This is a genomic window from Paenibacillus arenilitoris (assembly GCF_014705655.1).
GTDB lineage: Bacteria > Bacillota > Bacilli > Paenibacillales > Paenibacillaceae > Pristimantibacillus > Pristimantibacillus arenilitoris.
The window spans coordinates 288,608-312,433 of the sequence record NZ_JACXIY010000002.1 but is presented as its reverse complement, the minus strand read 5'-3'; the positions used below and the strand labels follow the sequence as shown (position 1 = coordinate 312,433).

At 59.1% G+C, this 23,826-nt stretch carries 21 protein-coding genes; 6 read left to right on the top strand and 15 right to left on the bottom strand.

The genetic code is table 11. The features are described from left to right. Positions 1–146: 146 nt before the first annotated feature. From IDH41_RS02790 to IDH41_RS02765, 6 genes are all read right to left on the bottom strand, one after another. The gene (locus tag IDH41_RS02790) at positions 147–905 is read right to left on the bottom strand and encodes a DeoR/GlpR family DNA-binding transcription regulator (protein ID WP_190858066.1); all 759 of its coding nucleotides are present in this window, start codon (positions 903–905) and stop codon (positions 147–149) included. A 43-nt stretch (positions 906–948) separates the two neighbouring features. Then, positions 949–2,424: a rhamnulokinase gene (locus IDH41_RS02785; protein ID WP_190858064.1), complete on the bottom strand. Its 1,476-nt coding sequence runs from the start codon at positions 2,422–2,424 to the stop codon at positions 949–951. After that, positions 2,421–3,641, bottom strand: a complete 1,221-nt coding sequence (gene rhaI / locus IDH41_RS02780; protein ID WP_190858062.1) for an L-rhamnose isomerase — start codon at positions 3,639–3,641, stop codon at positions 2,421–2,423. Before rhaI ends, IDH41_RS02785 begins: the two co-directional genes overlap by 4 nt. A 28-nt stretch (positions 3,642–3,669) precedes the next feature. Further along, positions 3,670–4,041: a sensory rhodopsin transducer gene (locus tag IDH41_RS02775; RefSeq protein WP_190858060.1), complete on the bottom strand. Its 372-nt coding sequence runs from the start codon at positions 4,039–4,041 to the stop codon at positions 3,670–3,672. A 20-nt stretch (positions 4,042–4,061) separates the two neighbouring features. Continuing rightward, complete coding sequence (locus tag IDH41_RS02770) at positions 4,062–6,131, bottom strand: bifunctional aldolase/short-chain dehydrogenase (RefSeq protein ID WP_190858059.1); 2,070 nt, start codon at positions 6,129–6,131, stop codon at positions 4,062–4,064. Between the two features lie 562 nt (positions 6,132–6,693). Then, complete coding sequence (locus IDH41_RS02765; protein ID WP_190858057.1) at positions 6,694–7,599, bottom strand: ArsR/SmtB family transcription factor; 906 nt, start codon at positions 7,597–7,599, stop codon at positions 6,694–6,696. Positions 7,600–7,818: 219 nt separating this feature from the next. Between IDH41_RS02765 and IDH41_RS02760 the strand changes: the two genes are divergently transcribed. Continuing rightward, a complete protein-coding gene (locus IDH41_RS02760; RefSeq protein ID WP_190858055.1) occupies positions 7,819–8,988 on the top strand; it encodes an iron-containing alcohol dehydrogenase in 1,170 nt (389 codons plus the stop codon). An 18-nt stretch (positions 8,989–9,006) separates the two neighbouring features. Then, the gene (locus IDH41_RS02755) at positions 9,007–9,834 is read left to right on the top strand and encodes an aldo/keto reductase (protein WP_190858053.1); all 828 of its coding nucleotides are present in this window, start codon (positions 9,007–9,009) and stop codon (positions 9,832–9,834) included. A 132-nt stretch (positions 9,835–9,966) separates the two neighbouring features. Here the strand turns inward: IDH41_RS02755 and IDH41_RS02750 are convergent, their stop codons facing one another. The 3 genes from IDH41_RS02750 to IDH41_RS02740 all read right to left on the bottom strand — a co-directional run bounded on the left by IDH41_RS02750 (position 9,967) and on the right by IDH41_RS02740 (position 13,286). After that, complete coding sequence (locus tag IDH41_RS02750) at positions 9,967–11,139, bottom strand: sn-glycerol-1-phosphate dehydrogenase (protein WP_190858051.1); 1,173 nt, start codon at positions 11,137–11,139, stop codon at positions 9,967–9,969. Between the two features lie 179 nt (positions 11,140–11,318). Beyond that, positions 11,319–12,371 (bottom strand): Gfo/Idh/MocA family protein, encoded by a 1,053-nt coding sequence (locus tag IDH41_RS02745; RefSeq protein ID WP_190858049.1) that lies wholly within the window; start codon positions 12,369–12,371, stop codon positions 11,319–11,321. A 27-nt stretch (positions 12,372–12,398) separates the two neighbouring features. Further along, positions 12,399–13,286: a sugar phosphate isomerase/epimerase family protein gene (locus IDH41_RS02740; RefSeq protein ID WP_190858048.1), complete on the bottom strand. Its 888-nt coding sequence runs from the start codon at positions 13,284–13,286 to the stop codon at positions 12,399–12,401. A gap of 124 nt (positions 13,287–13,410) precedes the next feature. Here IDH41_RS02740 and IDH41_RS02735 point away from each other — a divergent pair, with 124 nt between their 5' ends. Next, positions 13,411–14,298, top strand: a complete 888-nt coding sequence (locus IDH41_RS02735) for a helix-turn-helix transcriptional regulator (protein ID WP_190858047.1) — start codon at positions 13,411–13,413, stop codon at positions 14,296–14,298. A 62-nt stretch (positions 14,299–14,360) separates the two neighbouring features. On the opposite strand, the gene IDH41_RS02730 is transcribed toward IDH41_RS02735, so the two are convergent. Then, positions 14,361–16,271 carry a beta-L-arabinofuranosidase domain-containing protein gene (locus IDH41_RS02730; RefSeq protein ID WP_317890672.1) on the bottom strand — a complete coding sequence of 637 codons (1,911 nt, stop codon included), beginning with the start codon at positions 16,269–16,271 and terminating at the stop codon, positions 14,361–14,363. Positions 16,272–16,449: 178 nt separating this feature from the next. On the opposite strand from IDH41_RS02730, the gene IDH41_RS02725 reads away from it, so the two are divergent. The 3 genes from IDH41_RS02725 to IDH41_RS02715 are packed head-to-tail and all read left to right on the top strand — an operon-like array spanning position 16,450 to position 18,455. Beyond that, positions 16,450–17,316: a helix-turn-helix transcriptional regulator gene (locus IDH41_RS02725; RefSeq protein ID WP_190858046.1), complete on the top strand. Its 867-nt coding sequence runs from the start codon at positions 16,450–16,452 to the stop codon at positions 17,314–17,316. A 59-nt stretch (positions 17,317–17,375) separates the two neighbouring features. Then, entirely contained in the window at positions 17,376–17,936 is a 561-nt protein-coding gene (locus IDH41_RS02720; protein ID WP_190858045.1) for a GNAT family N-acetyltransferase, read from the top strand. Positions 17,937–17,948: 12 nt separating this feature from the next. Then, complete coding sequence (locus IDH41_RS02715; protein ID WP_190858044.1) at positions 17,949–18,455, top strand: GNAT family N-acetyltransferase; 507 nt, start codon at positions 17,949–17,951, stop codon at positions 18,453–18,455. Between the two features lie 33 nt (positions 18,456–18,488). On the opposite strand, the gene IDH41_RS02710 is transcribed toward IDH41_RS02715, so the two are convergent. From IDH41_RS02710 to IDH41_RS02690, 5 genes are all read right to left on the bottom strand, one after another. Further along, positions 18,489–19,055 (bottom strand): MOSC domain-containing protein, encoded by a 567-nt coding sequence (locus IDH41_RS02710; protein ID WP_223829383.1) that lies wholly within the window; start codon positions 19,053–19,055, stop codon positions 18,489–18,491. Positions 19,056–19,253: 198 nt separating this feature from the next. Beyond that, complete coding sequence (fucU, locus tag IDH41_RS02705) at positions 19,254–19,685, bottom strand: L-fucose mutarotase (RefSeq protein WP_190858043.1); 432 nt, start codon at positions 19,683–19,685, stop codon at positions 19,254–19,256. A 35-nt stretch (positions 19,686–19,720) separates the two neighbouring features. After that, on the bottom strand, positions 19,721–21,220 hold the full coding sequence (locus tag IDH41_RS02700) for a rhamnulokinase (RefSeq protein ID WP_190858042.1): 1,500 nt from the start codon (positions 21,218–21,220) through the stop codon (positions 19,721–19,723). Between the two features lie 42 nt (positions 21,221–21,262). Continuing rightward, complete coding sequence (locus tag IDH41_RS02695; RefSeq protein WP_190858040.1) at positions 21,263–21,922, bottom strand: class II aldolase/adducin family protein; 660 nt, start codon at positions 21,920–21,922, stop codon at positions 21,263–21,265. Positions 21,923–21,937: 15 nt separating this feature from the next. Further along, entirely contained in the window at positions 21,938–23,728 is a 1,791-nt protein-coding gene (locus IDH41_RS02690; RefSeq protein WP_190858038.1) for an L-fucose isomerase, read from the bottom strand. Positions 23,729–23,826: the final 98 nt, after the last annotated feature.

Sequence of the window (23,826 nt, the reverse complement as noted above, 5' to 3'; positions counted from 1 at the left end):
ATATCAGGTTGTCAGACAAGTTGAGGAGAAAATAAAGCAGCAGCCGCTGCTTTATTGGCGCGATTCGGCGCCTTAATCTTGCAACGGTCGGCGGCCGGCGCAGCCAAGCGCGTCTGCGCAAGCTTCCGTGCTTATGCCGGCGCCCGCTATACCGTCGTGACGTCGATTTGCATCTCCCGCAGCTGCGCAAGCAGCTCGCCGGGCAAGCGCCCGTCCGTGACGATCGCGTCGACGTCGCTCAGGTCGGCGACATGCGTAAACGCCTGAACGCCGAATTTGCTCGAATCGGCCAGCAAGATCACCTGATCGGCCATGCCGACCATTTTGTGCTTGATGCGTGCCTGCAGCTCGTTCGACTCGCTGATGCCGCGCTCGAGATGGACGCCCTTGCACGAGAAGAACGCTTTGTCGACGTGGTAGGCGTCAAGGGAACGTTCGGCCAGCGGACCGACATACGACAACGAGCGCGAGGCGAGGATGCCGCCGGTCGAAATGACCTCGATCTTCTCCTTGCCGCTAAGCTCCATCGCCACCTTGATCGAATTGGTAAGCACCGTGAGCGGGATATCCGGCATACTGGCCGCCATATACCAAGCCGTCGAACTGGCGTCGAGCAGAATCCGGTCCTTCGGCCGAATCAGCTTGACCGCCTCCTCGGCGATCCGCTTCTTCTCTTCCGCCCGCGTCACCTCCCGCTCGAAGTAAGGGATTTCCGGCTGCTGATCCTTGACGCTGACCGCACCGCCATGGGATCGGCGTAATCGTCCGGCCTGCTCCAAGCGGTCCAGGTCGCGCCGGATCGTTTCCTCGGTCACCTGGCACAGCTCGCTTAGCTCCGTAACCCTGATGCTGCCTCTCTCATTGACTAGCTGTACAATTTTGTCATATCGTTCCGCAACCAGCATGGCGTCCCTCTTCCTTACCTTTATTTAGGTTTTATTCCCGTCTCTAATCTTCGGCAAGATTGGTCGTGCTCCGAAAAATCCGGTAAGCCTCCGCCCACTCCTCATGCCCCTCAGGCTCGTAAGTCTCGACCGGGAACGACTCGCGAATCGCTTTGCGCGCCTCCCAGATGTCCGCCAGCTCGCCGCTCGCGATCCACTGCACGGCCATGTTGCCGATGGCGCTTCCCTCGACGGGCCCCGCCCATACCGGCTTGCCGATCGCGTTCGCGGTCCATTGGCACAGCAGTATGTTTTGAATGCCGCCGCCGACCATGTGCAGCCCGCTGAACGTCTGTCCGGACAACCGCTCCGTCAGCTCGAGCACGTACCGGTATTTGAGCGCCAGGCTTTCCAAAACGCAGCGGACGACCGCTCCCGCCCCGGCCGGCGCTTCCTGTCCGGTACGTTCGCAGTATTCCGTGATTCGGGCCGGCATATCGCCGGGATGCAGGAAGACCGGGTCGTCGGGATCGATGAATGCCGCGAATGGCTTCGCTTCGCCGGCAAGCTTTACTAATTCGGGGAAGTCGTACGAATTTCCTGCCCGTTCCCACGAACGCCTGCACTCCTGCAGGATCCACAAGCCCATTATATTTTTGAGCAGTCGATACGTTCCGTAAACGCCGCCCTCGTTCGTAAAATTCAGCTCCTGCGCCAGCTCGTTAATGACCGGCTCGCCGACTTCCGTCCCCATCAGCGACCACGTGCCGCAGCTAAGGTAAGCGAACGAGCGCTCCAGCGCCGGCACGGCCGCTACGGCCGAGCCCGTATCGTGCTCCGCGGCGGCGTACACGTCGACCGGCTCGATGCCCAGCTCCTCGCACAGCGACGGCCGCAGCTTCCCGACGCGGGCGCCGGGCTGCACGATTTCGCCGAACAACTCCCGCGGAACGCCGATCGCGCGAAGGAGTTCCTCGTCCCAATCCCCTTCGACCGGGTTGAACAGCTGCGTCGTCGTCGCATTGGAGAATTCGTTGTACATGTCGCCGGTAAGGAAGTATCGGAGCAGGTCCGGTATCATTAGAAAATGCTTCGCCTCCCGCAGCAGCGGCGAATCCGCGCGCTTCAGCGCGGCAAGCTGATAAATCGTGTTGAACGGCAAAAACTGAATGCCCGACCTCGCGAATATTTCGGTTGCGGACAGCTCCTCGATCAGCTGCTCCATCACGCCGTCCGTATGGCGGTCGCGGTAATGATAAGGATTGCCGAGCAATTCGCCGTTTGCGCCGATGAAGCCGAAGTCGACCGCCCAGGAATCGATGGCGATGCTGCTCGGCTTAATGCCGCGGTGCTTCGCCTTCAGCAGCGCCTGCTTCAGCTCGTGCAGCAGCCGCAATATATCCCAGTGAAGACGATCGCCGGCCTGAACCGGATCGTTCGGGAACCGGTGCAGCTCCTCGACTTCGATTTTGCCGCCGTTCAGTCGGCCGAGCAGCGCCCTGCCGCTGCTCGCCCCCAGATCGTAAGCGAGAATGGTCACCAGCTGGCACCGCCCTTGCCTCTCGCCAGAATGTCCTTGCCGTAGCTGCTGTTCAAATATGCCTTCATCGGTTCGATCGGCAGTCCCTGCTCTTCGCGAACCGCGTGCAGAAGCGGAGTCACGTCGAACTCGAACGCGCGCCGCACGGCGTCTTCCGCGCCCAGCACGTCGCCCGTCTCCGCCGCCGCGCTTACTTCCGCGTGGTTGATGAGCAGCGCTTTGGCGAACTGCGTCTGGACGTTGAGCACGGAACGGAGCATGGCCGGAATTTTTTGCTCGATGTTATGCGATTGGTCGATCATGTACGCGATGTTCGCGACGTTCCGGCGAACGGCCGGATCCGCGTCGCCCGCGGCGTTCAAAATTTGATAAAAAATAAGGAACAGCTCGTACGGGTTGATCGATCCGACGATCAGATCGTCGTCCGCGTATTTGCGGCTGTTGAAATGGAAGCCGCCGAGGCGCTTCTCGTCCAGCAAGTACGCCACGATATGCTCGATGTTCGCGCCCGGCAGGTGATGGCCCGTATCGACGAGCACCTCCGCCTGAGGTCCGAGCTTCAACGCCATATTGTACGCCATGCCCCAGTCGGCCAGATCGGTATGGTAGAACGCCGGCTCGAAGCATTTGTATTCGATCAGCATCCGCATGTCCGGCGTCATCGCCTTGTACATTTCGGTCAACGCTTCGAACATCCAGCCCTTGCGCCTCCGGATATCGCCTTGGCCGGGATAGTTCGTGCCGTCGGCGAACCATAGGCTAAGATCGCGGGAACCCGTCTCCTTCGCGATGTCGACGCATTCCAACAGGTGATCCGTCGCCTTGCGGCGGATCGCGGCGCTTGCGTTCGTCACGCTGCCGAGCATGTAATCCTCGTCCTGGAACAGGTTCGGGTTCACCGCGCCGATGGAGAGGCCGAGGCTTTCCGCATGGCTTCTCAGCTTGCCGTAATCGTCCACTTTGTCCCACGGGATATGGATCGCGACGGACGGGGCAAGGCCGGTCAAGCCGTGCACCTGCGCGGCGTCCTCGAATTTCTCGAACGGGTCGCGCGGCACGCCTTCCTTCTGGAACACTTTGAACCGTGTGCCGGAATCGCCGTAGCCCCACGACGGCGTTTCGATTTTTAGCGCTTTCAAACTTGCTTTCACTTCGTCCAAATGAATGCCTCTGGCCTTCTGTTGTTCTTCGAATAACGCGTAAGCGCGATCGGACATATCGAACACCCTTTCAGATGCTGTATTTTTATTTTAACGGATAAGCCATCGTCGACATGAGCGTGTTCTCCGCCTGCGTCGAATCCAGCCTGCTGTACTGCACGATGATCGGAATGTCGCTGAACAGCTCGATGGCGTAAGGAACGCCGACCGGGATCGGCGCTCCGTCCTTCATCAAAGAGCTGGTGCGAATATGCTTCGTGCGGCGGCCCTGAACGACGACGAGAATGTCCTCCATCGGCTCGCGGTCCTCGAAAAATATCGTAAAACGGATAAGGGCTTCCTCCGTCGAGCAGTTCAGCACGCACACCGACTCGTGGCTGGTGAGCGCGCCCGTGCTGTCCGGCGGGATATAACCGTCGGGTATAAACCAATGTTTCTCGCCTCGCGCTTGGTACATCCGTCAGCTCTCCTTTTCTATTAACGCGTGAACGCGGCCGGCACGCCGCCGTCGATCGTCAGCATGCAGCCCGTCGTTTTGTCCGATTTGGACGAAGCGAAGAATGCGATGCCTTCGGCGATGTCGCGCGGATAAATGTTAACGAGCAGCGTCGTGCGCTTGCGGTAGTATTCTTCCAATTGATCCGGCTCGATGCCGTAAGCGGCCGCGCGCTCGTTGCGCCAGCTGCCGTTCCAAATCGTCGAGCCCTGCAAAATCGCGTCCGGCAAAATCGTGTTGACGCGGATGCCGAACTCGCCGCCCTCGGCCGCGATGCAGCGCGCCAGATGCGCTTCGAGCGCTTTGGCCGCGCTGTAGGCCGTTGCGTTTTTGCCGGCGTAGACGGAGTTTTTGGAGCCGATGAACACCATGTTGCCGCCGATGTTCTGCTGCTTCATCAATTTGAACGCTTCGCGGGCGACGAGGAAATAGCCCGTGCCGAGCACGTTCATGTTCAGGTTCCATTCCTTCAGCGACGTTTCGTCGAACGGGCTGGAGGTCGCAAGGCCCGCGTTGTTGACGATGATGTCCACGCCGCCGTAGGCAAGCGAAGTTTCCTCGTAAGCCGCAATGACCTGCTCTTCGGAGGTAACGTCCATTTTTACCGCGGCCGCGCGGTTCTCGCCGTATTTTTCGTTAATTTCGGCCGCTACCTTCTGCGCGCCTTCCAGGTTGAGGTCAGCCAGCACGACGTGGGCGCCTTCCGATACGAGACGGCGGGCCGTTTCGCTGCCGATGCCGCCGGCGCCGCCGGTAATGAACGCCACCTTGCGCGAAAATTCGGCTTCGGCCGGAGCGAGCGACAGCTTATAGAGCTCGAGCGGCCAGTATTCCACATTGTACGACTCGTTCTCGCTCAGCGATACGAAATCGCCCAGCGCCGTCGCGCCGCGCATGACCGCGATCGCCCGGTGGTAAAGCGCTCCGCTTACCTGCGACATCGCCCAGCTTTTGCCCGTGTTGATCATGCCGATGCCCGGAATGAGAATGACGCGCGGAGCGGCCTCGAACATGACGTCGCCTTCGTTTTTGTTCCGTTCGAAATAGGCTTTGTATTGTTCTTTATACGAGGCGATTCCTTCCGCCAGCTTCGCCTTCAGACCTTCGGCGTCCCCGGCGTTCGGCGTCCAGTCGATGAACAGCGGCACGACCTTCGTATGGACGAGATGGTCCGGGCAGGCCGCGCCGACCTGGGACAGCTTGGCCGAATCGTGTCCGCCGACGAACGCGAGCACGTCGTCCTGATCGTCGAAGGAGAGAATCATTTTCTTCTCGTCGCTCACCGCGCCGCGAATCGTCGGCATCACCTGCGCGGCCAAGCTTCTGCGGACTTCGGCCGGGAGCACCTCGTGCTTCGCGCCGCCGAACAGCTTCGCCTCGTTCACGCGCGCTTCGATGAACGCTTCGGCTTCGTTGATGATTTTGATCGTCTGTGCGTAGCTGGCCTCGGCCGTGTCGCCCCAGGTGACGAGACCGTGCTTCTCCATGATGACGAGCTCCGCGTTCGGATTCGCGAGCACGCCTTCGGCGATCATTTTGGAAAGCGTGAAGCCGGGACGCACGTAAGGCACCCATACGAACCGGTTGCCGAAAATCTCCTCCGCCAGGTGGCGTCCGTTATCCGCGCAAGCGAGGCTGATGATCGCGTCCGGATGCGTATGGTCGACATGCTTGAACGGCAGGAACGCGTGCAGCAGCGTCTCGATGGAAGCGCGCGGATGCTTGGCGTCGATCATGCAGTTCGCGAGGTAGGCGACCATGTCCTCGTCGGACATTTCGGAGCGCTCGAACAACGGACGAATGTCGTCCATGCGAAGGCCGGTGAAATTGCCCGCCTTCATCGTCGCGAGGTCGGAACCGCTTCCTTTCACGTACATCACTTCGACGTCGCGGCCGCGGAAGTCCTTCACGATCGTCTTGCTCGACGTGTTGCCGCCGCCGTAGTTGCAGACGCGGCGGTCGGCGCCGATGATGTTGGAACGGTATACGAGCTCGGCCAAGCCGCCTTCCAGCTCTGCCGCTTTCGCCTTATCCCATAGACTTTGTACCATGAATATACCTCCGATTGGTTGTTTTGTTTTTGTTTGAATCGATCATATCATATTTGTTTATTTTTGAATATATAAATTTCAAACAGAAACAGAAATCGCGAATGTCCGTGCTTACGCCCGACTTTTGCGTCTACTTTGCGGCGTTTGGGCCGCTCGTTCGCCGCCGAGACGGTCCCTGCGCCAGATTCGACGGCTTTGGGCGGCTCGGCGCGGCTGGTCCCTCTCTCACGCTCCGGCGACGAACGAACGATTCAGCACGAATGAGGGAACTTCACTAAATATTGAGCCTAAGCTCACTAATACCGGAGGTTATGAGTTACTTTTACGAATTAGTGAGGCTGCCTTCATTATTGATGAAGACAGCCTCATGGCAAGCGAGGTTTCCCTCACTATTCCTGTATAGCGCTATATACGTCACACAAATAATGTGGCCAGCTTCATTATTTAGTGAGTTTCCCTCACTGCTGCACGCTAAGCGCACACTACTACCTTCTCCTCCCCCCCAGTCCCGAAACCAAACAAAAAGCAGCCAACCGGAAATTTCCGGTTGGCTGCCAATAAGCTATTCGCACCGAAGCGTCACTTCGATGTCCTGGTTGTAGTTGCCGAAGCCTTTGCCGAACAGCGTGACGCCGCCGCAGTTTTTGGCCGCCGGGCTGCAGGAAATGCGGAACAAAATTTCTTTGTCGTAAGCCAGCTTGAGCCGGTCGATCGTAATGCCGGACACTTGAATGCCGTCGATGAACGAGCCCTGGCCGTTGATGCGGATCGTTTTGATCAAGCCGTGCTGGATGTTTTTGTGCCACCAATCCGGCGTGTAGATCCCGCGCGTGCTGCCGAAGTCGCCCGGATAGGTCCATGTCCCGATGCCGACGCCGTTCAGCGCGAACGCGATGTCCGAAGGCAGATGATTGACGGCGCACGGCGTCTCCGAGCAAATTTCGAGCGAGATTTCCAGCGATACGGGCGTTTCGTTGTTCACCATATAGTTCGGAATGCGGTACTCGACGTAACCGGACCCGAACCACAGCACCCGCGCCTTCACGTGCTCCGGATCGGCAAAATAACGCGGATCGTCGCACATGCCGATCATCTGCGCTTCGGACGCCAGTCCGCAAGTAGGCTTGATCTCGCAGGACGAATAATGGCCTACCGGCAGCGAGACCGTATACTTCTTCGCCATGTCGGCCGCCGGCGTCCCTCCGAACAGCAGCATCGCATGCGTCAGCTGCAAATGGCATACCTTCTGCATGCCGCGTTTGCCGGCCAAGCTCTCGCAGCGGACGATCCCCGCTTCCTCCAGCATATGGATATGCCGCGTGACAATGGGAGACTTTATATCTAGCGCTTCGGACAAGCTTTTTATATTCATCGGCCGAGCGTTCAGCAATTCGATTATTCTGACCCTAGTTTGGGACGAAAAGCACTCCAGAAACTTCATGTTCCGGCTGCTTACTTCGATTTCCATGTCGGCTGCCCCTTTTTTTCCATTCTGTCTCCCATTAAGATACGACTTCCATTATATAACCAAAAAGTTAACGTATCAATCGATAAATTTGACTATAAATTTGTCTACCTTGACATCATTAACCGTATTCACTAAAATAAACGGCGTGTACATAACCATAACCGAAATGCTATTTAGTTACCTCGCAAGTTATCTTAATTGAAACGCAGGAGGCACAAGATGAACGCATTTCAATTCGTAAATCCGACCCGCATCGTCTTCGGAGAAGGAGAGGCCGACAAGATCGGCCAATTCATCGCGGAATACGGCGGCCGGACGATCCTTCTCGTCTACGGCTCGGGCAGCATCAAAAAAACGGGGCTGTACGACAGGACGTTGAAGCATTTGCAAGACGCGGGCGTCACCGTTCACGAGCTTCCGAACATCGAGCCTAACCCCCGCCTGACGACGGTGAAGAAAGGCATCGAGACTTGCCGTGCGAACGGCGTCGATTTTATTTTGGCCGTAGGCGGGGGCAGCGTCATCGACGGCGCCAAAGCGATCGCCGCGGGCGTGCCTTACGAGGGCGACGTCTGGGATTTCTTCACGAACAAGGCGACGATCAAGGAAGCTTTGCCGATCGGCACGATTTTGACGCTTGCCGCAACCGGCTCGGAGATGAACGGCTCCTCCGTCGTGACGAATTGGGAGGAGAACCTGAAGCGCGCTTTCGGCAGCTCCTATACGTATCCGAAATTTTCGATCCTCGATCCGACGCTGACCTATACCGTTCCGCGCAACCATACGGTCTACGGCTCCGTCGACATCATGTCGCATGTGTTCGAGCAATATTTCAGCCTGACGAAGAACACGCCGCTGCAGGAGCGGCTTTGCGAATCGATCCTGCAGACGGTCATCGAGAACGTCGGGATCGCGCTCGAGAACCCGAGCGACGCGGCCGCGCGCGCCAACCTGATGTGGTGCGGCACGATGGCGCTGAACGGCGGATTGATCAGCGTCGGGATGCAGAACGACTGGGCTTCGCACGGCATCGAGCACGAGGTCAGCGCGATCTACGATATTCCGCACGGCGCGGGGCTGGCCGTCATTTTCCCGAATTGGATGAAATACGTCCACGAGGAGAGGATCGACCGCTTCGTGCAGTATGCCGTTCGGGTATGGGGCGTTGATCCCGAGGGCAAATCGGATAAGGAAGTGGCGCTTGCCGGCATTCAGGCAACGAGAGACTTCTTCTCGCGGATCGGCGCGGAATCCCGATTGGCCGATTTCGGCATCGGCGGCGAGAAGCTTGACCGGATGGCCGAGGAAGCGGTCCGTTACGGCGCCATCGGTTCCTTCAAGCGTCTGGAGAAGCAGGACGTCTACGCTATTTTGGAAATGTCATTATAATTGGGAGGTTGAATCGCAATGGTGAATTCGCTAAAAGATACGACGACGTTAAGCAACGGAGTCAAAATGCCCTGGCTCGGTCTCGGCGTGTGGAAGCTGAAGGATGACGGCGAGACGGAAAGAACCGTCCTCTCCGCGATCGAAGCGGGCTACCGGAGTATCGATACGGCAGCCGTGTACGCCAACGAAGAAGGGGTAGGCGCCGCCATCCGCAACAGCGGCATCGCGCGCGACGATCTGTTCATCACGACGAAGGTTTGGAACTCCGAGCAGGGCTACGAATCTTCCCTTGCCGCTTTCGAGACAAGCCGGAAGAAGCTCGGCATCGACGTGGTCGACCTGCTTCTCATCCATTGGCCGGTGAAGGGCAAATATACCGAAACGTGGCGCGCGCTCGAGAAGCTTTACCGGGACGGCTACGTTCGGGCGATCGGCGTGAGCAATTTCCATATCCATCATCTGAACGACGTATTCGTGTCGGGCGAAATCAAGCCGATGGTCAACCAAGTGGAATACCACCCGCTTCTGTCCCAGCAGGAGCTTCGCCAGTTCTGCCAGACGAACGGCATTCAGCTTGAAGCTTGGAGCCCGCTTATGCAGGGCAACCTGGACCAGCCTTCTCTCGCCGAAATCGGCGCCAAATACGGCAAATCGCCGGCTCAAGTCGTCCTTCGCTGGGATCTTCAGAACGGCGTCGTCACGATTCCGAAATCGACCAAGCCCGGCCGCTTGAAGGAAAACGCCGATATCTTCGACTTTGCCTTGACGCAGGAAGACATGGAGCAAATTAACGCGCTCAACCGCAATCAGCGCTTCGGCGCGGATCCGGACAACTTTAACTTCTGACTCGAACGTACGAAAAAAGAGGCGCGAATGCGCCTCTTTTTTCTGCGTGCCGGAAGGATCGTTTCCGCAAGTCCGCACTGCTCGCTCCGTTAATTATGGTGCAAAAAAGCACCATAACCCACATTCGCCGCCTTATCTTCCGAGCTGCTTCGTATTATACGCACGAAGCAGCGTATAACGGTTCGGCCTCACGCGATGCGCCTCGCGCAGGCTGCGCGCGAGCAGCTCCGCGTCAACGCCGAGCTCCTCCGTCGTCGACGGACCGCCGACGGCGCGAAGCCAGCAGCGGATCGTCCGCTCGTCCGGCAGCGCCGCGATCGCCTCGCGGACTTTGGCCGGGTCCGCGGTGAAGGAGAGCCCCGCTTCCTCGGCGGCAAGCCGGTGATACAGCTTCGAAATTTCCGCGCAGGCGACGCCGACCTTGGCGCCGTGCAGCAGCTGCCTCCTGCCGAGACGGATATACTCCATCTCCCAGTAGTGGGACAGATGATGCTCGGAACCCGACGCCGAATGCGACTGACCGAACAGGAGCATCGCCAGACCGGATTCGATCAGCGCCTCGATCAGAATCCGCACCCCTTCCTGATCGCGGCGGGCGATCGCGTCCGCGTGATCCACGCATTTGGCCAGCGCCAGTCTCGTAATCTCGGCAACCGGCTCGGCGTACGACTCGCCGCCTTCGGCGGCGCCGAAGCGCCAATCGAACAGCGACGTATATTTGCCGAGCATGTCGCCGAAGCCCGCCGCGACCATCGCCGCCGGAGCGGCGGCGAGAATGGCCAAATCCGCGAAAATCGCGTCCGGCCCGATCGCCGCGATCGTCTTCTTCTCTCCCCGGATGATGATCGGCGCGCCTTTGGAATTGAAGCCGTCTACGGACGGAGCCGTCGGAACGGACACGAACGGGATGCCCGCCGTGTAGGCGGCGTATCTGGAAATATCGTGTATCGTACCCGAACCGGCCGCCACGACGACCTGCGCTTCATGGTGCTGGATATCGAGCAGCAGCTGAATGATCGAAGCTTCGTCCGCGATGACGTCGCCCTGCTTATCCGGCTTGATAATCGTAATCGCGACCGAAATGCCGAGCGCCGCCGCTTCCTCTTCGATCGTTCGGCCGGCGATTTCGCAGGTCACGCCATCGGCCGCCACGACGACGCGGGCATACCCCTGCTCCTTCAAATACGGCGCGACTCCGCGAATGGCTCCCGCTTCAATGACCAGCGGCTCGATCTCGATCGACTTGAGCGTCCGTTCGTCGAAGCCGGCGGCCAGCTTTTGAACCGATTGTACCAATGATGACATAAGCTTCGCCTACTTTCTCCTATGTATATGCTTCATTGTGCTCTTGTTGGCCGAAGCTTGTCAACCGCGCCGGGGAAGCACGATCGGTGACAGTCCCGGCTAATCCTAAAGAGCAAGGCGAGGACAATCGTCATTCCTAGGCAAAAGAAAGCGACGGCCATTCAAGGCCGCCGCGTCATTCAATTGCCTGAAGCTTCCCGTATAAAATCGGCGATCATGACCTTGCGCCCCGTCTTGGCGCTCTCGAGCGCGGCAAGCACCATCGCCATGCTGTAAAGGTTGTCGCCGCAATCCGTTTCCGGCTTGCGCCCTTCCGCCAGCGAAGCGAACATGTCATCGAGGCAGCCTCGATGGAACGTGTTGCGCATCTCGACGAGCTCGCCGTCGATTCGCCTGTATTCTCGGATGAACTTGCCGGTCTGATCGACGCCCGCCACGACTTCCGCAAACGGCGCGCCATGCCCGTCCCAAATCGCGGTGCCGTGCTCGCCGGTTACGCGCCACGAAGCTTCCCAGGACGTCGGCGCCCCTTCCGCGCACCAGGAACCGCGGTAATTAAAGACGGAGCCGTCCGACATTTCGTAAATGCATATCGCCATCGCATTCCCTTCGTACCAGGAGCCCGGCGGGTTGAATTCGTGACAGTATACGGATACCGGGTCGACGCCCGCGATGAACCTCGCCTGGTCGAACGTATGGATCGCCATGTCGAGCAGCAGCGGGCTCTCCATCGCGTCGCGAAAGCCGCCGAAATGCGCCCCGATAAAGAAATCGGCGCCGATAAAGCCGGGCTTGCCGATCGTGCCGCCGGCAACGAGATTGCGGAAAGCCCGGATGCGCGGATCGAAGCGGCGGTTTTGCATCACCGCGTGCGTCTTGCCCGTGCTTTCGGACAAGCGCACGATGCCGGCGCATTCGCCCATCGTTTCCGCCAGAGGCTTCTCGCCGAATACGTGGCAGCCAAGCTCCATCGCCGTCGTGCCGATCGTATAGTGGCTCGCCGGGATCGTCACGTCGAACACGAGATTGGCTCCGGTCGCCCTGATCGCCTCCGCGATATCGGTAAACGTCGGACAAGCGAGCGCCTTCCGCTCGGCCATCGCCTTCGCGAACTCCTCCTTAATGTCGACCAGGCCGACGATTTCCGTATCCTCCCTGTCTTTCGCGTAATCGACCCATGTATTCGCCATGCCGCCGCAGCCCGCGACGACGACCCGATGCTTGATCGTCATTTGGTTCATGCCTCCCTATCGCTTTCCCTAGATTGGATTCGGTACGAAATCGCCGCCGCGGCAGCGCTTCAAATAATTCAGCGCGTGCACCTGGCCGGTCATTTCCAGCTCGCCCTTGTAGACCGGATCGTGCCACCCTTCGATATCGATCGTTCCTTTGTAATCGTTCTGGCGCAAAATCGTAATGATGTCGCTCCAATTGCTGTCGCCGAACCCCGGCGTGCGGTGCCACACGAACGGCTTCGGCCCGTGTATGCCGTATTCCTTCACGACGTCCCACGCGATCGTCGCGTCCTTGCCGTGCACGTGGAACACCTTGCCCGCCCACTTGCGCAGCTGCGGGATCGGATCGATCAGGCTGACCATCTGGTGGCACGGCTCCCACTCGAGGCCGATGTTGTCATCCGGCACGGCGTCGAACATCATTTCCCAAGCGGTCGGATTATGCGCGATATTCCAGTCTCCGGTCGCCCATGTTCCGCCCATGTCGCAGTTCTCGAAAGCGATCCGGACGCCCCGGTCGGCCGCGCGCCTGGCCAGCTCGCCGAACACTTCCTTGAATTTCGGGATCGACTCGTCGATCGGCCGGCCGGTCAGCCTTCCCGTGAAACCGGATACAATATCGGCCCCAAAAAGATGCGCGCTGTCGATCAGGCGCTCCCAGCTCGCCAGCGTATCCGCGTTGTCCCCGGCACCGGTAAGCGGATTGCCGAATACGCTGACGGCCGGCACGATGAAACCGTGCTCATCCGCGAGCGCCCGAACCCGCCTCGCCGTTTCTGCCAAGTCCGTATTGCCGGTCGTTTGCCAGAACGTTAAATTAAACGATTCGAACCCATGCCCCACGATTTGCGGAATGACTTTATCCGCGCTGCCTCCGCTTACAAGCGTTCCGATGCGCAATTGGTTATCCATCCTTGTTACCACTCCAATTTTGGCATATAGTTAACGTAACACCTTCATTATAGCGGGGCCATTTTCAGATTACTCTAAACAATCTTGCGTATTACTAGTCTAATCTTGTGGTGGTGAAATCGACATGACGTACCCGAAGGAGCTATGGGAGAATACCCGGCTCGAGCATAAAACGTATCCGGTCAGGCTGTTCCGAAATGCCCGGCCCGATGCGAAGCCGAACGACTGCGTCCTCTATCTGCATTGGCATGAGCATTTTGAAATCATCATCATGCGCGAAGGAAGCGCCGTGTTCCATATCGACAGCCGTCCGTACGTCGCGGACACGGGAGACGTCATCCTCATTCCCGGCGGCGGACTTCATGTCGGCTATGCGCTGAAGGAAGAGAACGTCCGTTACGACTGCATCGTCCTGAACGCCTCGTTGTTCAACGACTGGGTGCATGATCCCGTGCACGCCCAATTCGTAGCTCCTTACCTGGAGGGACGCCTCCGATTTCCCGTCAAGCCGGCCGAGCAGGACAATGCGGTGCTGCGCTACTATTCGCTGCTCGAGGAGGCGGTTGCCGAGCTGACCGAGAAGCCGCCCGCGTACCAGCTGGTCGTAAAGTCGAAGCTGCACGCGCTGTTCACCTTGCTGTCCCGCACGTTCCTGGAACGGCAGTCCGGCGGCAAGACTAGCGAGCCTTATTTCGCGAACCGGGAGCGCTTCAAGCAGCTGATCGGATGGATCGAAACCTGTTTCGCCGAGAAAATGTCCGTTGAGCAAGCCGCGAAGCAGGTCAGCTTGAATCCGTACCACTTCTGCAAGCTGTTCAAAAAGCTGACCGGGCGGACGTTCGTCGAATACGTCAACGTATGCCGAATGAACGAGGCGGAGCGGCTGCTCCACGAGAGCAGCGATTCGATAGCCGAGATCGCTTCCAGGGTCGGCTGCGAGAACGCGAATTATTTCACGAAGCTGTACAAGCAGTATAAAGGGATGACCCCGTCGCAGGCACGGATTAGGTAAGTGCAATAGAAGAAGGCCGACCGGCCCGGTCCAAGCCCGGCAAGTCAGCCCCTCTCGAAAGGTTACGATCTTTTCATTCGATTAACCGTCGCGCGCTCGCCGATGAGCGGGAATTCGCCGACGCGCAGCCTCGCGCTGCCGTACGGCACAAGCTCGAGCTCGGTCTCCGGCTGCCCTTCGACGTTCGGCCGGAGCGGCGGCGCATCGGCGCTGTTGCCCGCCATCCTCCAATCGCGCACGAGCTTGCCGCGGGTCTTCAGCCGGATCGGCGCGACGGACGCGTCGAACGGCTGATACGGAATCGGGTCCGCGCTTACCTCCACGTCGAATCCGGCATCGGCCAGCAGGCCGTATTTCCACGGCGAAGCCGGATAGATTTCCCAGTCGTGGAACAGCTCGCGCTGCTTCACGAGCTGCCAGTTCTCTTCGATCGGCAGCACGTAGACGAGCGGCCCGCGCTCCACGTTGACGGCGAACAGATTGCGCGATACGGCGCGCGCCTCCATCGGCAGCTTGAGCAGCAGCTTATCGCCGGGTTGCCATTCCCTCTCGACGCGGGCATAGCCGTTCACGGCATCAAACTGGACGGGCTCCCCGTTCACGGTCAGGCTCGCGCCGGCGCACCAGGCCGGAATCCGCAGCGAAATCCCGAACGAGGCGCCGCGTTCGAGCGACAGCTCCATCGTCACTTCGTCGCGGAACGGATAGTCGCCGCTCACGCGAACCTGGGCCTTCACGCCGCCCGCGACCGATGCGTTCACGGCGCAAGGCGCGTAGGACACGGCCGCCAGGCCGCCTTGGCCGTCGCTCATCCACAGATGCGAGGCCAGCTTCGGCCAGCCTTGATGCATATTCGCCGTGCAGCAGCCGAAATTCGGCTCCAAGCCGAAAATATTCGCGTCCGCGCCGTTGCTCCAAGCTCTCGGCGCGACGTTGCAGATGATCTGGTTCACTTGCTGATCGTACTGATGCGACGTCCAGTCCTTGCTGATCGTCGCCGGCAGCGCGTTGAACGCCACCTTCTCCAAAATATCGCCGAAGCGCCCTTCGCCGAATATCCGGGTCAGCTGCTCCATCGAATACATGTACTCCACAACCGCGCAAAGCTCGACGCCTTGGCTCGGATGCGTGCCGGACAGCCACTCGTCGCCGGAGAACATGCCGTGCGCCTGTCCGTGATGCGTCATCAAGCTGTCGATCCCGCGATGGACCGCGTCCCGCTGGACGGCGTCCCCCGTCAGCTCGTACAGGATGCCCGGCGTCTTGATGCCCATCGCGACGTTGACGACATGCGTCCGGTAATCCCAATGCTCCACCTTGCGCCAGAACGGGAAGTCGTGGAAAATATCCGTCCAGTCGAACGTTTGCCCGGCCACGATTTCCGCCAGCTTCAGCAGCTCGCGGTCCTCAGTCTTCTTGTACAGCCACAACAGGCACAGAAGCATCTCCGAGCCGCGCGATTCCGCCCAGCCTTTGAGCGGCTGCTCCTCGATCGTGCGCCGGACGTACCCGAAAAATTTGGTCAAAAACGGAACGATGCGCTCGTCCCCCGTCGCTTCCTCATATTGCATCATGACCTTCAGCATGATCATGAAATGCCACCAGTCCTGATTCTTGTCGACTTCGCTGTTGATCGTCTGTATACGCGCCGGACCGAACGAGCCGTCCTCCTTCTGGCTGGCGAGCGACCATTCCACCCAACGGTTCGCCTTGGCGATCAGACGCTCGTCCCCGAGCAAATAAGCGAGCGGCAGCAGGCCGTCCAAATAATACGGTCCCCGCTCCCAGCTCTCTCCGCCCCCCCCGATCCAGCCGTTAGCCGGACCGACGTCGCCCCAATGCTCTTCCAAATGCCCCGAAAATCCGTCCGCCTGGATGCGGAGCTGGTTATACAGCCATCCTTCGGGCTTAATGCTGCCGAGCGGCAGCGCTCCAAACGCTTCATGCAGCTTGCTCATATCGGTTACGTTCACTCCATTCGCTCGATTTAGGTTCAACCCGAATATACCACGCGGGCCGATGGAGGCTGAATAGCCGATACCAACCTGTTTTTATCCGATCGCAACATCGCATAGGCAGCGGTCCCGTTGCCAATTGCTTAGATTTGGCCTATGATAAAGCGAATACTAGCAGCAAAGGAGCGCCGACCGAATGTTCCAATTCATTTGTCCCCCCATGCCCCACTATATTATCGGAAGCGAGGATACGTACCCGGCTGGCGGCAAGCACGCGGCCCGTTCGAACATCGGCGTGTTCGACCTGATCGTCGTCACGCGCGGCTGCTTGTACATGGAGGAAGACGGCGAGCGGATCGACATCGCGGCGGGCCATTACGCCATTCTTCGCCCGGATCGGCCGCATCGCACCGCGCAGCCCTGCCTGGAAGAAACCCACTTTCATTGGCTCCATTTCCAGACGGTCGGCGATTGGAGCGTGATGGACGAGAGGCAGCCTTTCGCCGTCGCCGAGCAGAGCCATCCGTTCGCGCAGATCGAATATTTTCCGTTTTATTTGCCCCGTCACCGGAGACTGCAAGCGCCGCAGGACATTGCGGAGAAGCTGCGCGAGCTGCAGCTGCTGCACGAGCAGCCGTCCGCGCATTTCCGGTTCGTCCGGCAGCAGCTGTTCCAAGCTCTTCTTCTTAAGCTGCAGGAGGAAAGCGGCGGCGCAGCGGACAGCCCGTATTGGCATATTGCCGAGGAGGCTGCCTTGTACCTGCGCAAGCATTATAAGGACCCGCTCCGCTATAAGCAGATGGCGGAGGAGCTTCATTTTCACCCGAACTACATTGCCATCTGCATGAAAAAAGCGTTCGGCTGCACGCCGCTCGAATATTTGACCCGCCACCGGATCGAACAGGCGAAGCGGCTGCTTATCCATACGAACGAGCCGATCGGCAAAATCGCCGAGGATACCGGATTCGGCTCCTTCCCCTACTTCGTCCGTTGCTTCGGCAAGCACGCGGGCCGGAAGCCGAAGAAATTCCGCATGCAATACCGCTCCGCACAAAAGGATTGAATCTTCCAAAATTTCCATTATACTAAATAGAAATTTCATCGTTATTGGAGGTGGGCGGCATGACGGTTATTCATACGGAAAGGTTGACCCTGCGCTTGCTGGAACAAGGCGACGCGGACGTATTGGAGCGGTTGATCGACGATTGCGACGTCGCGCGGACGACCTTGAACATTCCGCATCCTTATCCTAGAGGGTCGGCGGCGGCTTTCATCGAGCGGCGCGCGGAGGTTGCGGGCAAGGGAGACGGCTACTCGTTCGCCGTCCTTGACCAAGAAGCCGGCACCTTCATGGGCTCGATCGGCATGAACATCGACAACAACCATAACCGCGCCGAACTCGGCTATTGGCTCGGTACCCGCTTCTGGAACAACGGCTACATGACGGAGGCCGCGGGGAGAATCGTCCGATTCGGCTTCGACGAGCTAGGCCTGAACAAAATCGTCGCGGCCGCGATGACCAAAAATCCCGGTTCCTCCGGCGTCATGAAAAAAATCGGCATGCAATATGAAGGCACCTTCCGTCAGCATTTGCTGAAATGGGGGCATTACGAGGACATTTGTTATTACGGACTGCTTCGCGAGGATTATAGTAGAGCGCGATTGGAAACCAGACAGCGTTAGGAGGAGACGACGATGTATAGTATAAGAACTTTGCGGGAAGCGGACGCCGCCTTGTACAAGGAACTGAGATTGAACGCATTGATCGTCGACCCCGAGGCATTCGGAGCGACGTACGAGAGAGATGCGGCGCTAACGCTTGAAACCTTCGCGGAACGGTTGAAGCCGTCCAAAGACAAATTCGTTTTGGGCGCCGTAACGGAAGACGACCGATTAGTCGGAATCGTGACGTTTATCCGCGATACCGGCATGAAAACCGCCCATAAAGGGAATGTATACGGCATGTACGTGGCGCCGGAAGCGCGGGGAAGCGGGCTTGGCAAAGCCCTTCTTCTCGAGCTCGTAAGCAGGGCAAGAACTTGCGACGGGCTGGAGCAAATCCATCTGACGGTCGTATCCGGCAACGATTCCGCGAAGAAGCTGTACGAAGCATTGGGCTTCGAGATTTACGGCGTGGAACCGAACGCCTTGAAATGGCAAGGCCGTTATTGGGACGAGGACCTGATGGTGCTGCGGCTCTAATCTTATGCGATTGAATTTCAACGATCGCGGCAGTCAGACCCGTTCGAGTGGGCGATACGGTTTCGCCGGCAGGCTCACGCGAATGGAATCCGAAATCCGGACTTCTCCCCCGGTTAACACGATGCCCATTACTCCGGCCTTTCGGACGAGGCTGCCACGCTCATCGCGGTCCAAAACCGCGTTCAATAGCCCGGTCTGAAAGTTTTCGATTTGCGCGCAAGGATTGCGGAGTCCCGTAATTTCAATAAGGGCCGTCTCGCCAATAGAAAGCTTGGTTCCCGTCGGCAATCCGAGCAAATTGACCCCGCGGGTCGTTATGTTCTCGCCCAATTGCCCGGGTTGGACTTGAAAACCGGCATCCCGCAGTTCGTCGAATAACTCCGAGTGAATGAGGTGAACTTGGCGAAGATTCGGTTGATCCGGATTTTGCGCCACGCGCGAACGATGCTTTACGGTTTTTCCCATATGCGCATCGCCCTCCACGCCTAATCCGGCGAGGAGCCTGATCGACTCGAAAGTCTGTTTGCTAAAGGCATGCGTTGCGCTGCGGCTAACGGACAGAACTTCACCGATATGGGATTCAAGGTCAATGTTACTCATTATTCAACCTCCCTGATTTAGAAAAGATCTGACGGAAAGCAATCGGACATGCAGCTGCCGACATGCTCTTCTTATTCGACACAGTATTCTCAAGTTCCTTGCTAAGCGTTGGCTATGAGCCGCCCGGACCCGTTACAAAGCGCAAAAAAAGCGGAGCGCAAGACCAAGGTCGAACGCTCCGCCGTCTATGTTCGCGGACTACTCCGCAATGACGCCCTTCTTCAAAATCAAATTCGCGTACAACGCCGACTCGCCCGTGGCGATGACCGCATACGCGCGCTTCGCCCGCTCGTAGAAGGCGAACCGCTCGATTTCCTCGACGGCTTCCTCCAGTCCCGCGCGCTCCTTAATAACGGCGCGGTATTCGTCCCAGATCGGGGTTTGCACTTGATCGCCCGGCGTAACCTGCATCAGAACCGCCGGCTTCGATACGTATTGATCCAGCGGGAACAGTCTCAGAATCGCGTCAAGCAGCTCGGCGGCGCCGTGGCCGTCCGCGCGGATGAGCCGCTGCGCGTGGCTGGCCGCCGGAAAATTGCCGTCCGCGAGTACGATTTCGTCGCTGTGCCCCATCTCGCTAAGCACCTTCAGCAGCTCGGGCGAAATCAATTTGGAAATGCCGATCAGCATCTAGACCTCCTCCTCTCTTCTCGTGAAATCCGGCCCTATCGGGCCGCCAATTGTTTAAAAGCTTCGTACGCGCGATCCCATTCCGCCGCCCCGGACGGTTCATACGCCTCCACGGGGAACGAGGCTGCCACAAGCCGGCGAGCCACCTGCAAATTCGAGCATTGGCCGAGCGCCACGAGCTGCATGAGCATGTTGCCGATCGCGCTCGCTTCGACGGGTCCGGTCCATACCCGGCGGCCGATCGCGTCCGCGGTAAGCCGGCAGAGCAGCTTGTTCTGAATGCCGCCTCCGACCATATGGAGCCCTTCGTACGCATGTCCGGTCAGCTCCTCCATCTGCTCGAGCGCCTGACGGTACCGCAGCGCCAAGCTTTCCAGCACGCATCTTGCCGTCTCGCCCATCGATTCGGGCACGGGCTGCGCCGTTTCCCTGCAATAAGCCCGTATACGATCAACCATGCCGGCTGGCGCGTAGAACGTCGGGTCGTCCGGATTGATCAAGCTGCGGAACGGCTCCGCCCGCTCGGCGAGCGCGACGAGCTCCGCGTAAGAAACGTCGCGTCCCTGCTCCTCCCATTCGCGCTTGCATTCCTGCAAAATCCACAGCCCCATTATGTTCTTGAGCAGCTGATAGGTTCCGCCTACGCCGCCCTCGTTCGAGAAGTCGAGCGCCATCGCCTCGGGCGTAACGAGCGGCTGCGCGAGCTCCGTCCCGAGCAGCGACCAGGTGCCGCAGACGAGGTAGGCGAACGGCTCGCCTTCCTTGGCGGGAACGGCGGCGACCGCCGACTCCGTGTCATGCGTCCCGACGGCAACGGCTTCGATCGCGGGCACGTCAAGCTCCTCGCATACCTCGGGAGTCAGAGGGCCGATCGTCCTACCGGGATGAATCGGCTCCAGGAACAAGCGCGAAGGAATGCCCAGCTTCTCCATCAGTTCCGTATTCCAGGCCTGCTCCTTCGGCCGGTACAGCTGCGTCGTCGTCGCCATCGTGAATTCGCAAACCTTCTTGCCGGTCAGGAAGTAGGCAAGCAGGTCCGGCGTCAGCAGCAGCGTGTCGGCCGCCGCAAGCTTCGGCGACGCCGCCTTGCTCATCGCGAACAGCTGGTTGATCGTGTTGAAGGGCATGAACTGCAGGCCGCCCTGCTCGTACAAGCTTTCCTTCCCGAACCGCGCGATCAGCTCCTCGGCGACGCCTTCCGTCTGCGGGTCCCGGTAATGATACGGGTTGCCGAGCAGCTCGCCGCCGGCGTCGAGCAGCCCGAAGTCGACGCCCCACGTATCGATGCCGAACGTCTGCGGACGATAGCCTTCCTGGAACGCTTTGCGGATCGCGGCTTTCAGCTCGTGAAGCAGGCGCAAAATATCCCAGTGCAAATGCCCGTTCACGGCGATGGCGTGATTCGGAAACCGGTGAATCTCGGTTACCGCAAGCTTCGGGGCGCCGTCCGGCCCTTCGGGCAGCAGCTCGCCGATCAGCGCTCTTCCGCTGCCGGCCCCGAGGTCAAAGGCAAGCACGGTCGCTAGCTTCTCCATCCTGTTAGCCTCCCTACAGATTCTGACTTCTACCCGCGCAAATCACTTCATTTTTTGCAGCAATTCGATCCGGTAAGCCTCGCTCTCGAGCGAGGCGATCTCCTCGAATTCTTCCTTCGTGAGCGCCTTCGGCTCGCGGATCGCTGTAGCGATCAAATAAATTTTCGCGCTTTCCTCGACGACCTCGGTCCGGTAGTAAGCCTCGCGCAAATTGCGTCCGGACGTGACGAGACCGTGGTTGCCGAGCAAGACGGAGCTCGCTTCGTTTACCTTCGCTACGTAAGCGTCGGCGAGCTTATCCGTCGTCGGCAGCACGTACGGCACGTATACCGTCTTGCCGACCAGCGCCGCCTGGTCCGGGAACATGATCGGCAGCTCCCGCTCCACCAGCGTGAACGCGATGCAGTAAGGCGGATGCGTATGCACGATCGCGCCGATGTCCGGATTCGCCCGGTACGCGTACAGATGCATCAGCACCTCGGACGACGGCCGGAGGCCGATATCGGTAATGGCGCCGGTCTCGATATCGACCTCGACCCATTGATGCGGTTCGACCTCGTCTAGGGCGAAGCCGCTCGGCGATAAGTACATTTTGCCGTCGAACCGGGCGCTGATGTTGCCCCCCGGTCCGACGACCAGCTTATTCGCGACAGTCTTGCGGGCGTATTTGCAAAGCTCGTTTCGAATTTCCGTGCTGCTCATGGTTGAACCTCCGTTTTATTTATAGACCGGTCCGAAGTTTTGGCAAGCCCGGAAGTCCGCGCTTTCCAGCTCCGCCGTGCCGAACAGGCCCCAGGCGCGCGGACGGAAAATACGCTCCTCCGCCACGTTGTGCATGCTGACCGGAATGCGAAGCATCGAGGCGAGCGTAATGAGATCGCCGCCGATATGGCCGTAGCTGATCGAACCGTGGTTCGCTCCCCAGTTGTTCATGACTTCGTAGACGGAACGGAATGCCCCCTGGCCGGTAATGACCGGAGCGAACCAAGTGGTCGGCCAGGTCGGGTCCGTCCTTTGATCCAGCGCGTCGTGTACGTTCGCCGGCAGGTCGACCGTATACCCTTCCGCGATTTGCAGGACGGGACCGATGCCCTTCACGAGGTTGAGCCGGGACATCGTCATCGGCATGCCGCCGCGCGTCATGAAGTCCGAAGAGTAGCCGCCGCCGCGGAAATATTCGGTGTTGGCCGGGCGCCACGAGGTGGCGTCGAGACATTGCTGCGCTTCTTCTTCGCTAATTTCCCAGAACGGCTTCATCGCCGGCTTGCCGTCCTTCGACTGCTCGCCCGTGCCGTCCAGCGTCGCCGAGCCGGAGTTGATCAGATGAAGCACGCCGTCGGCTGCGGCGCCTTCGAGCTTGTAGCCGGTTACGCGTTCGACCGATTCCGGGCTCCAGTACGTGCGGACGTCGGCGAAGATCTGAGCCGTATTCGTCAGCAGATAACCGAACAGCATGACCGCGCCGTTCAGGCTGTCGTTCTCCGTCGCGACGATGTAAGGCGCGCGGATGCCGTTCCAGTCGAAGGAGGAGTTCAGGATCGACTCCAGGAAATCCCCGTTCGGGAAATGGTCCGTCCATTGCCGCTGCCCCTGGAAGCCGGATACGATCGCGTTATGCCCGAGCGCTTCCTCGCCGAAGCCGAGCTCCGCCAGCTTCGGATTGCCGATCATCAAATCGCGGGCGATTTGCGTCATTTTGACGACGGTCTCCCAGTCCTTGTCCTTCTTATCCCTCGACTGCTGTAGCTCATCCCGGTTGTTGTCCGGTCCTTCAATGCAGTTCTCCTTCACCCAAGCAAGCGCTTTCTCATACTCCGCGGGATCGTAAATATGCTCATCCATGCGGCGCACGAATTCGCTCATGTCGATATACTCGTTGCGCATGCCGAGATATTCCTGGAAAAACTGGTCGTTCACGATCGAGCCGGCGATGCCCATCGATACCGAGCCCATCGACAAGTACGATTTGCCTTTCATGTACGCCACCGCAAGGGCGGCTCTGGCGAAGCCGATCAGCTTGCCCTGCACGTCCTCCGGAACCGTCGTGTCGCCCGCGTCCTGCACGTGCTCGCCGTATATGCCGAAGGCCGGAAGCCCCTTCTGCGCATAGCCGGACAGCACCGCCGCCAAGTACACGGCGCCCGGACGCTCCGTGCCGTTAAAGCCCCATACCGCCTTCGGGATATGCGGATCCATGTCCATCGTCTCCGTGCCGTAGCACCAGCAAGGCGTGACGGTTATCGATACCCCGACGCCCGACTTCGCGAATTTGTCGGCGCAGGCGGCCGCTTCGGCCACGCCGCCGATGCAGCTGTCGGCAATGACGCACTCGACGGGCTCGCCGTTCGGATAACGCAGATGCTCCGACAGCAGCTTGGCCGTCGCTTTGGCCATGTTCATCGTCTGCTCCTCTAACGATTCGCGAACGCCCTTGCGGCGGCCGTCGATCGTCGGCCGGATGCCGATCTTCGGAAAGCCGGATTGGAAACGAAAGTTATTGTCCGTCATGATAACTACCTCCATTAATCGAAATAATGTTACCGATAACCTTAAAATAGCAAGGATAACCCTTGCTGTCAACGCTTACTTTTTTGTATGATAGTTAT

Excerpts from the sequence above, each read along its gene's own strand:
- IDH41_RS02790 (WP_190858066.1), bottom strand. The coding sequence starts at position 905 with ATGCTGGTTGCGGAACGATATGACAAAATTGTACAGCTAGTCAATGAG.
- rhaI (WP_190858062.1), bottom strand. The coding sequence starts at position 3,641 with ATGTCCGATCGCGCTTACGCGTTATTCGAAGAACAACAGAAGGCCAGA.
- IDH41_RS02775 (WP_190858060.1), bottom strand. The coding sequence starts at position 4,041 with ATGTACCAAGCGCGAGGCGAGAAACATTGGTTTATACCCGACGGTTAT.
- IDH41_RS02770 (WP_190858059.1), bottom strand. The coding sequence starts at position 6,131 with ATGGTACAAAGTCTATGGGATAAGGCGAAAGCGGCAGAGCTGGAAGGC.
- IDH41_RS02765 (WP_190858057.1), bottom strand. The coding sequence starts at position 7,599 with ATGGAAATCGAAGTAAGCAGCCGGAACATGAAGTTTCTGGAGTGCTTT.
- IDH41_RS02760 (WP_190858055.1), top strand. The coding sequence starts at position 7,819 with ATGAACGCATTTCAATTCGTAAATCCGACCCGCATCGTCTTCGGAGAA.
- IDH41_RS02755 (WP_190858053.1), top strand. The coding sequence starts at position 9,007 with ATGGTGAATTCGCTAAAAGATACGACGACGTTAAGCAACGGAGTCAAA.
- IDH41_RS02750 (WP_190858051.1), bottom strand. The coding sequence starts at position 11,139 with ATGTCATCATTGGTACAATCGGTTCAAAAGCTGGCCGCCGGCTTCGAC.
- IDH41_RS02745 (WP_190858049.1), bottom strand. The coding sequence starts at position 12,371 with ATGACGATCAAGCATCGGGTCGTCGTCGCGGGCTGCGGCGGCATGGCG.
- IDH41_RS02740 (WP_190858048.1), bottom strand. The coding sequence starts at position 13,286 with ATGGATAACCAATTGCGCATCGGAACGCTTGTAAGCGGAGGCAGCGCG.
- IDH41_RS02735 (WP_190858047.1), top strand. The coding sequence starts at position 13,411 with ATGACGTACCCGAAGGAGCTATGGGAGAATACCCGGCTCGAGCATAAA.
- IDH41_RS02725 (WP_190858046.1), top strand. The coding sequence starts at position 16,450 with ATGTTCCAATTCATTTGTCCCCCCATGCCCCACTATATTATCGGAAGC.
- IDH41_RS02720 (WP_190858045.1), top strand. The coding sequence starts at position 17,376 with ATGACGGTTATTCATACGGAAAGGTTGACCCTGCGCTTGCTGGAACAA.
- IDH41_RS02715 (WP_190858044.1), top strand. The coding sequence starts at position 17,949 with ATGTATAGTATAAGAACTTTGCGGGAAGCGGACGCCGCCTTGTACAAG.
- IDH41_RS02710 (WP_223829383.1), bottom strand. The coding sequence starts at position 19,055 with ATGAGTAACATTGACCTTGAATCCCATATCGGTGAAGTTCTGTCCGTT.
- fucU (WP_190858043.1), bottom strand. The coding sequence starts at position 19,685 with ATGCTGATCGGCATTTCCAAATTGATTTCGCCCGAGCTGCTGAAGGTG.
- IDH41_RS02700 (WP_190858042.1), bottom strand. The coding sequence starts at position 21,220 with ATGGAGAAGCTAGCGACCGTGCTTGCCTTTGACCTCGGGGCCGGCAGC.
- IDH41_RS02695 (WP_190858040.1), bottom strand. The coding sequence starts at position 21,922 with ATGAGCAGCACGGAAATTCGAAACGAGCTTTGCAAATACGCCCGCAAG.
- IDH41_RS02690 (WP_190858038.1), bottom strand. The coding sequence starts at position 23,728 with ATGACGGACAATAACTTTCGTTTCCAATCCGGCTTTCCGAAGATCGGC.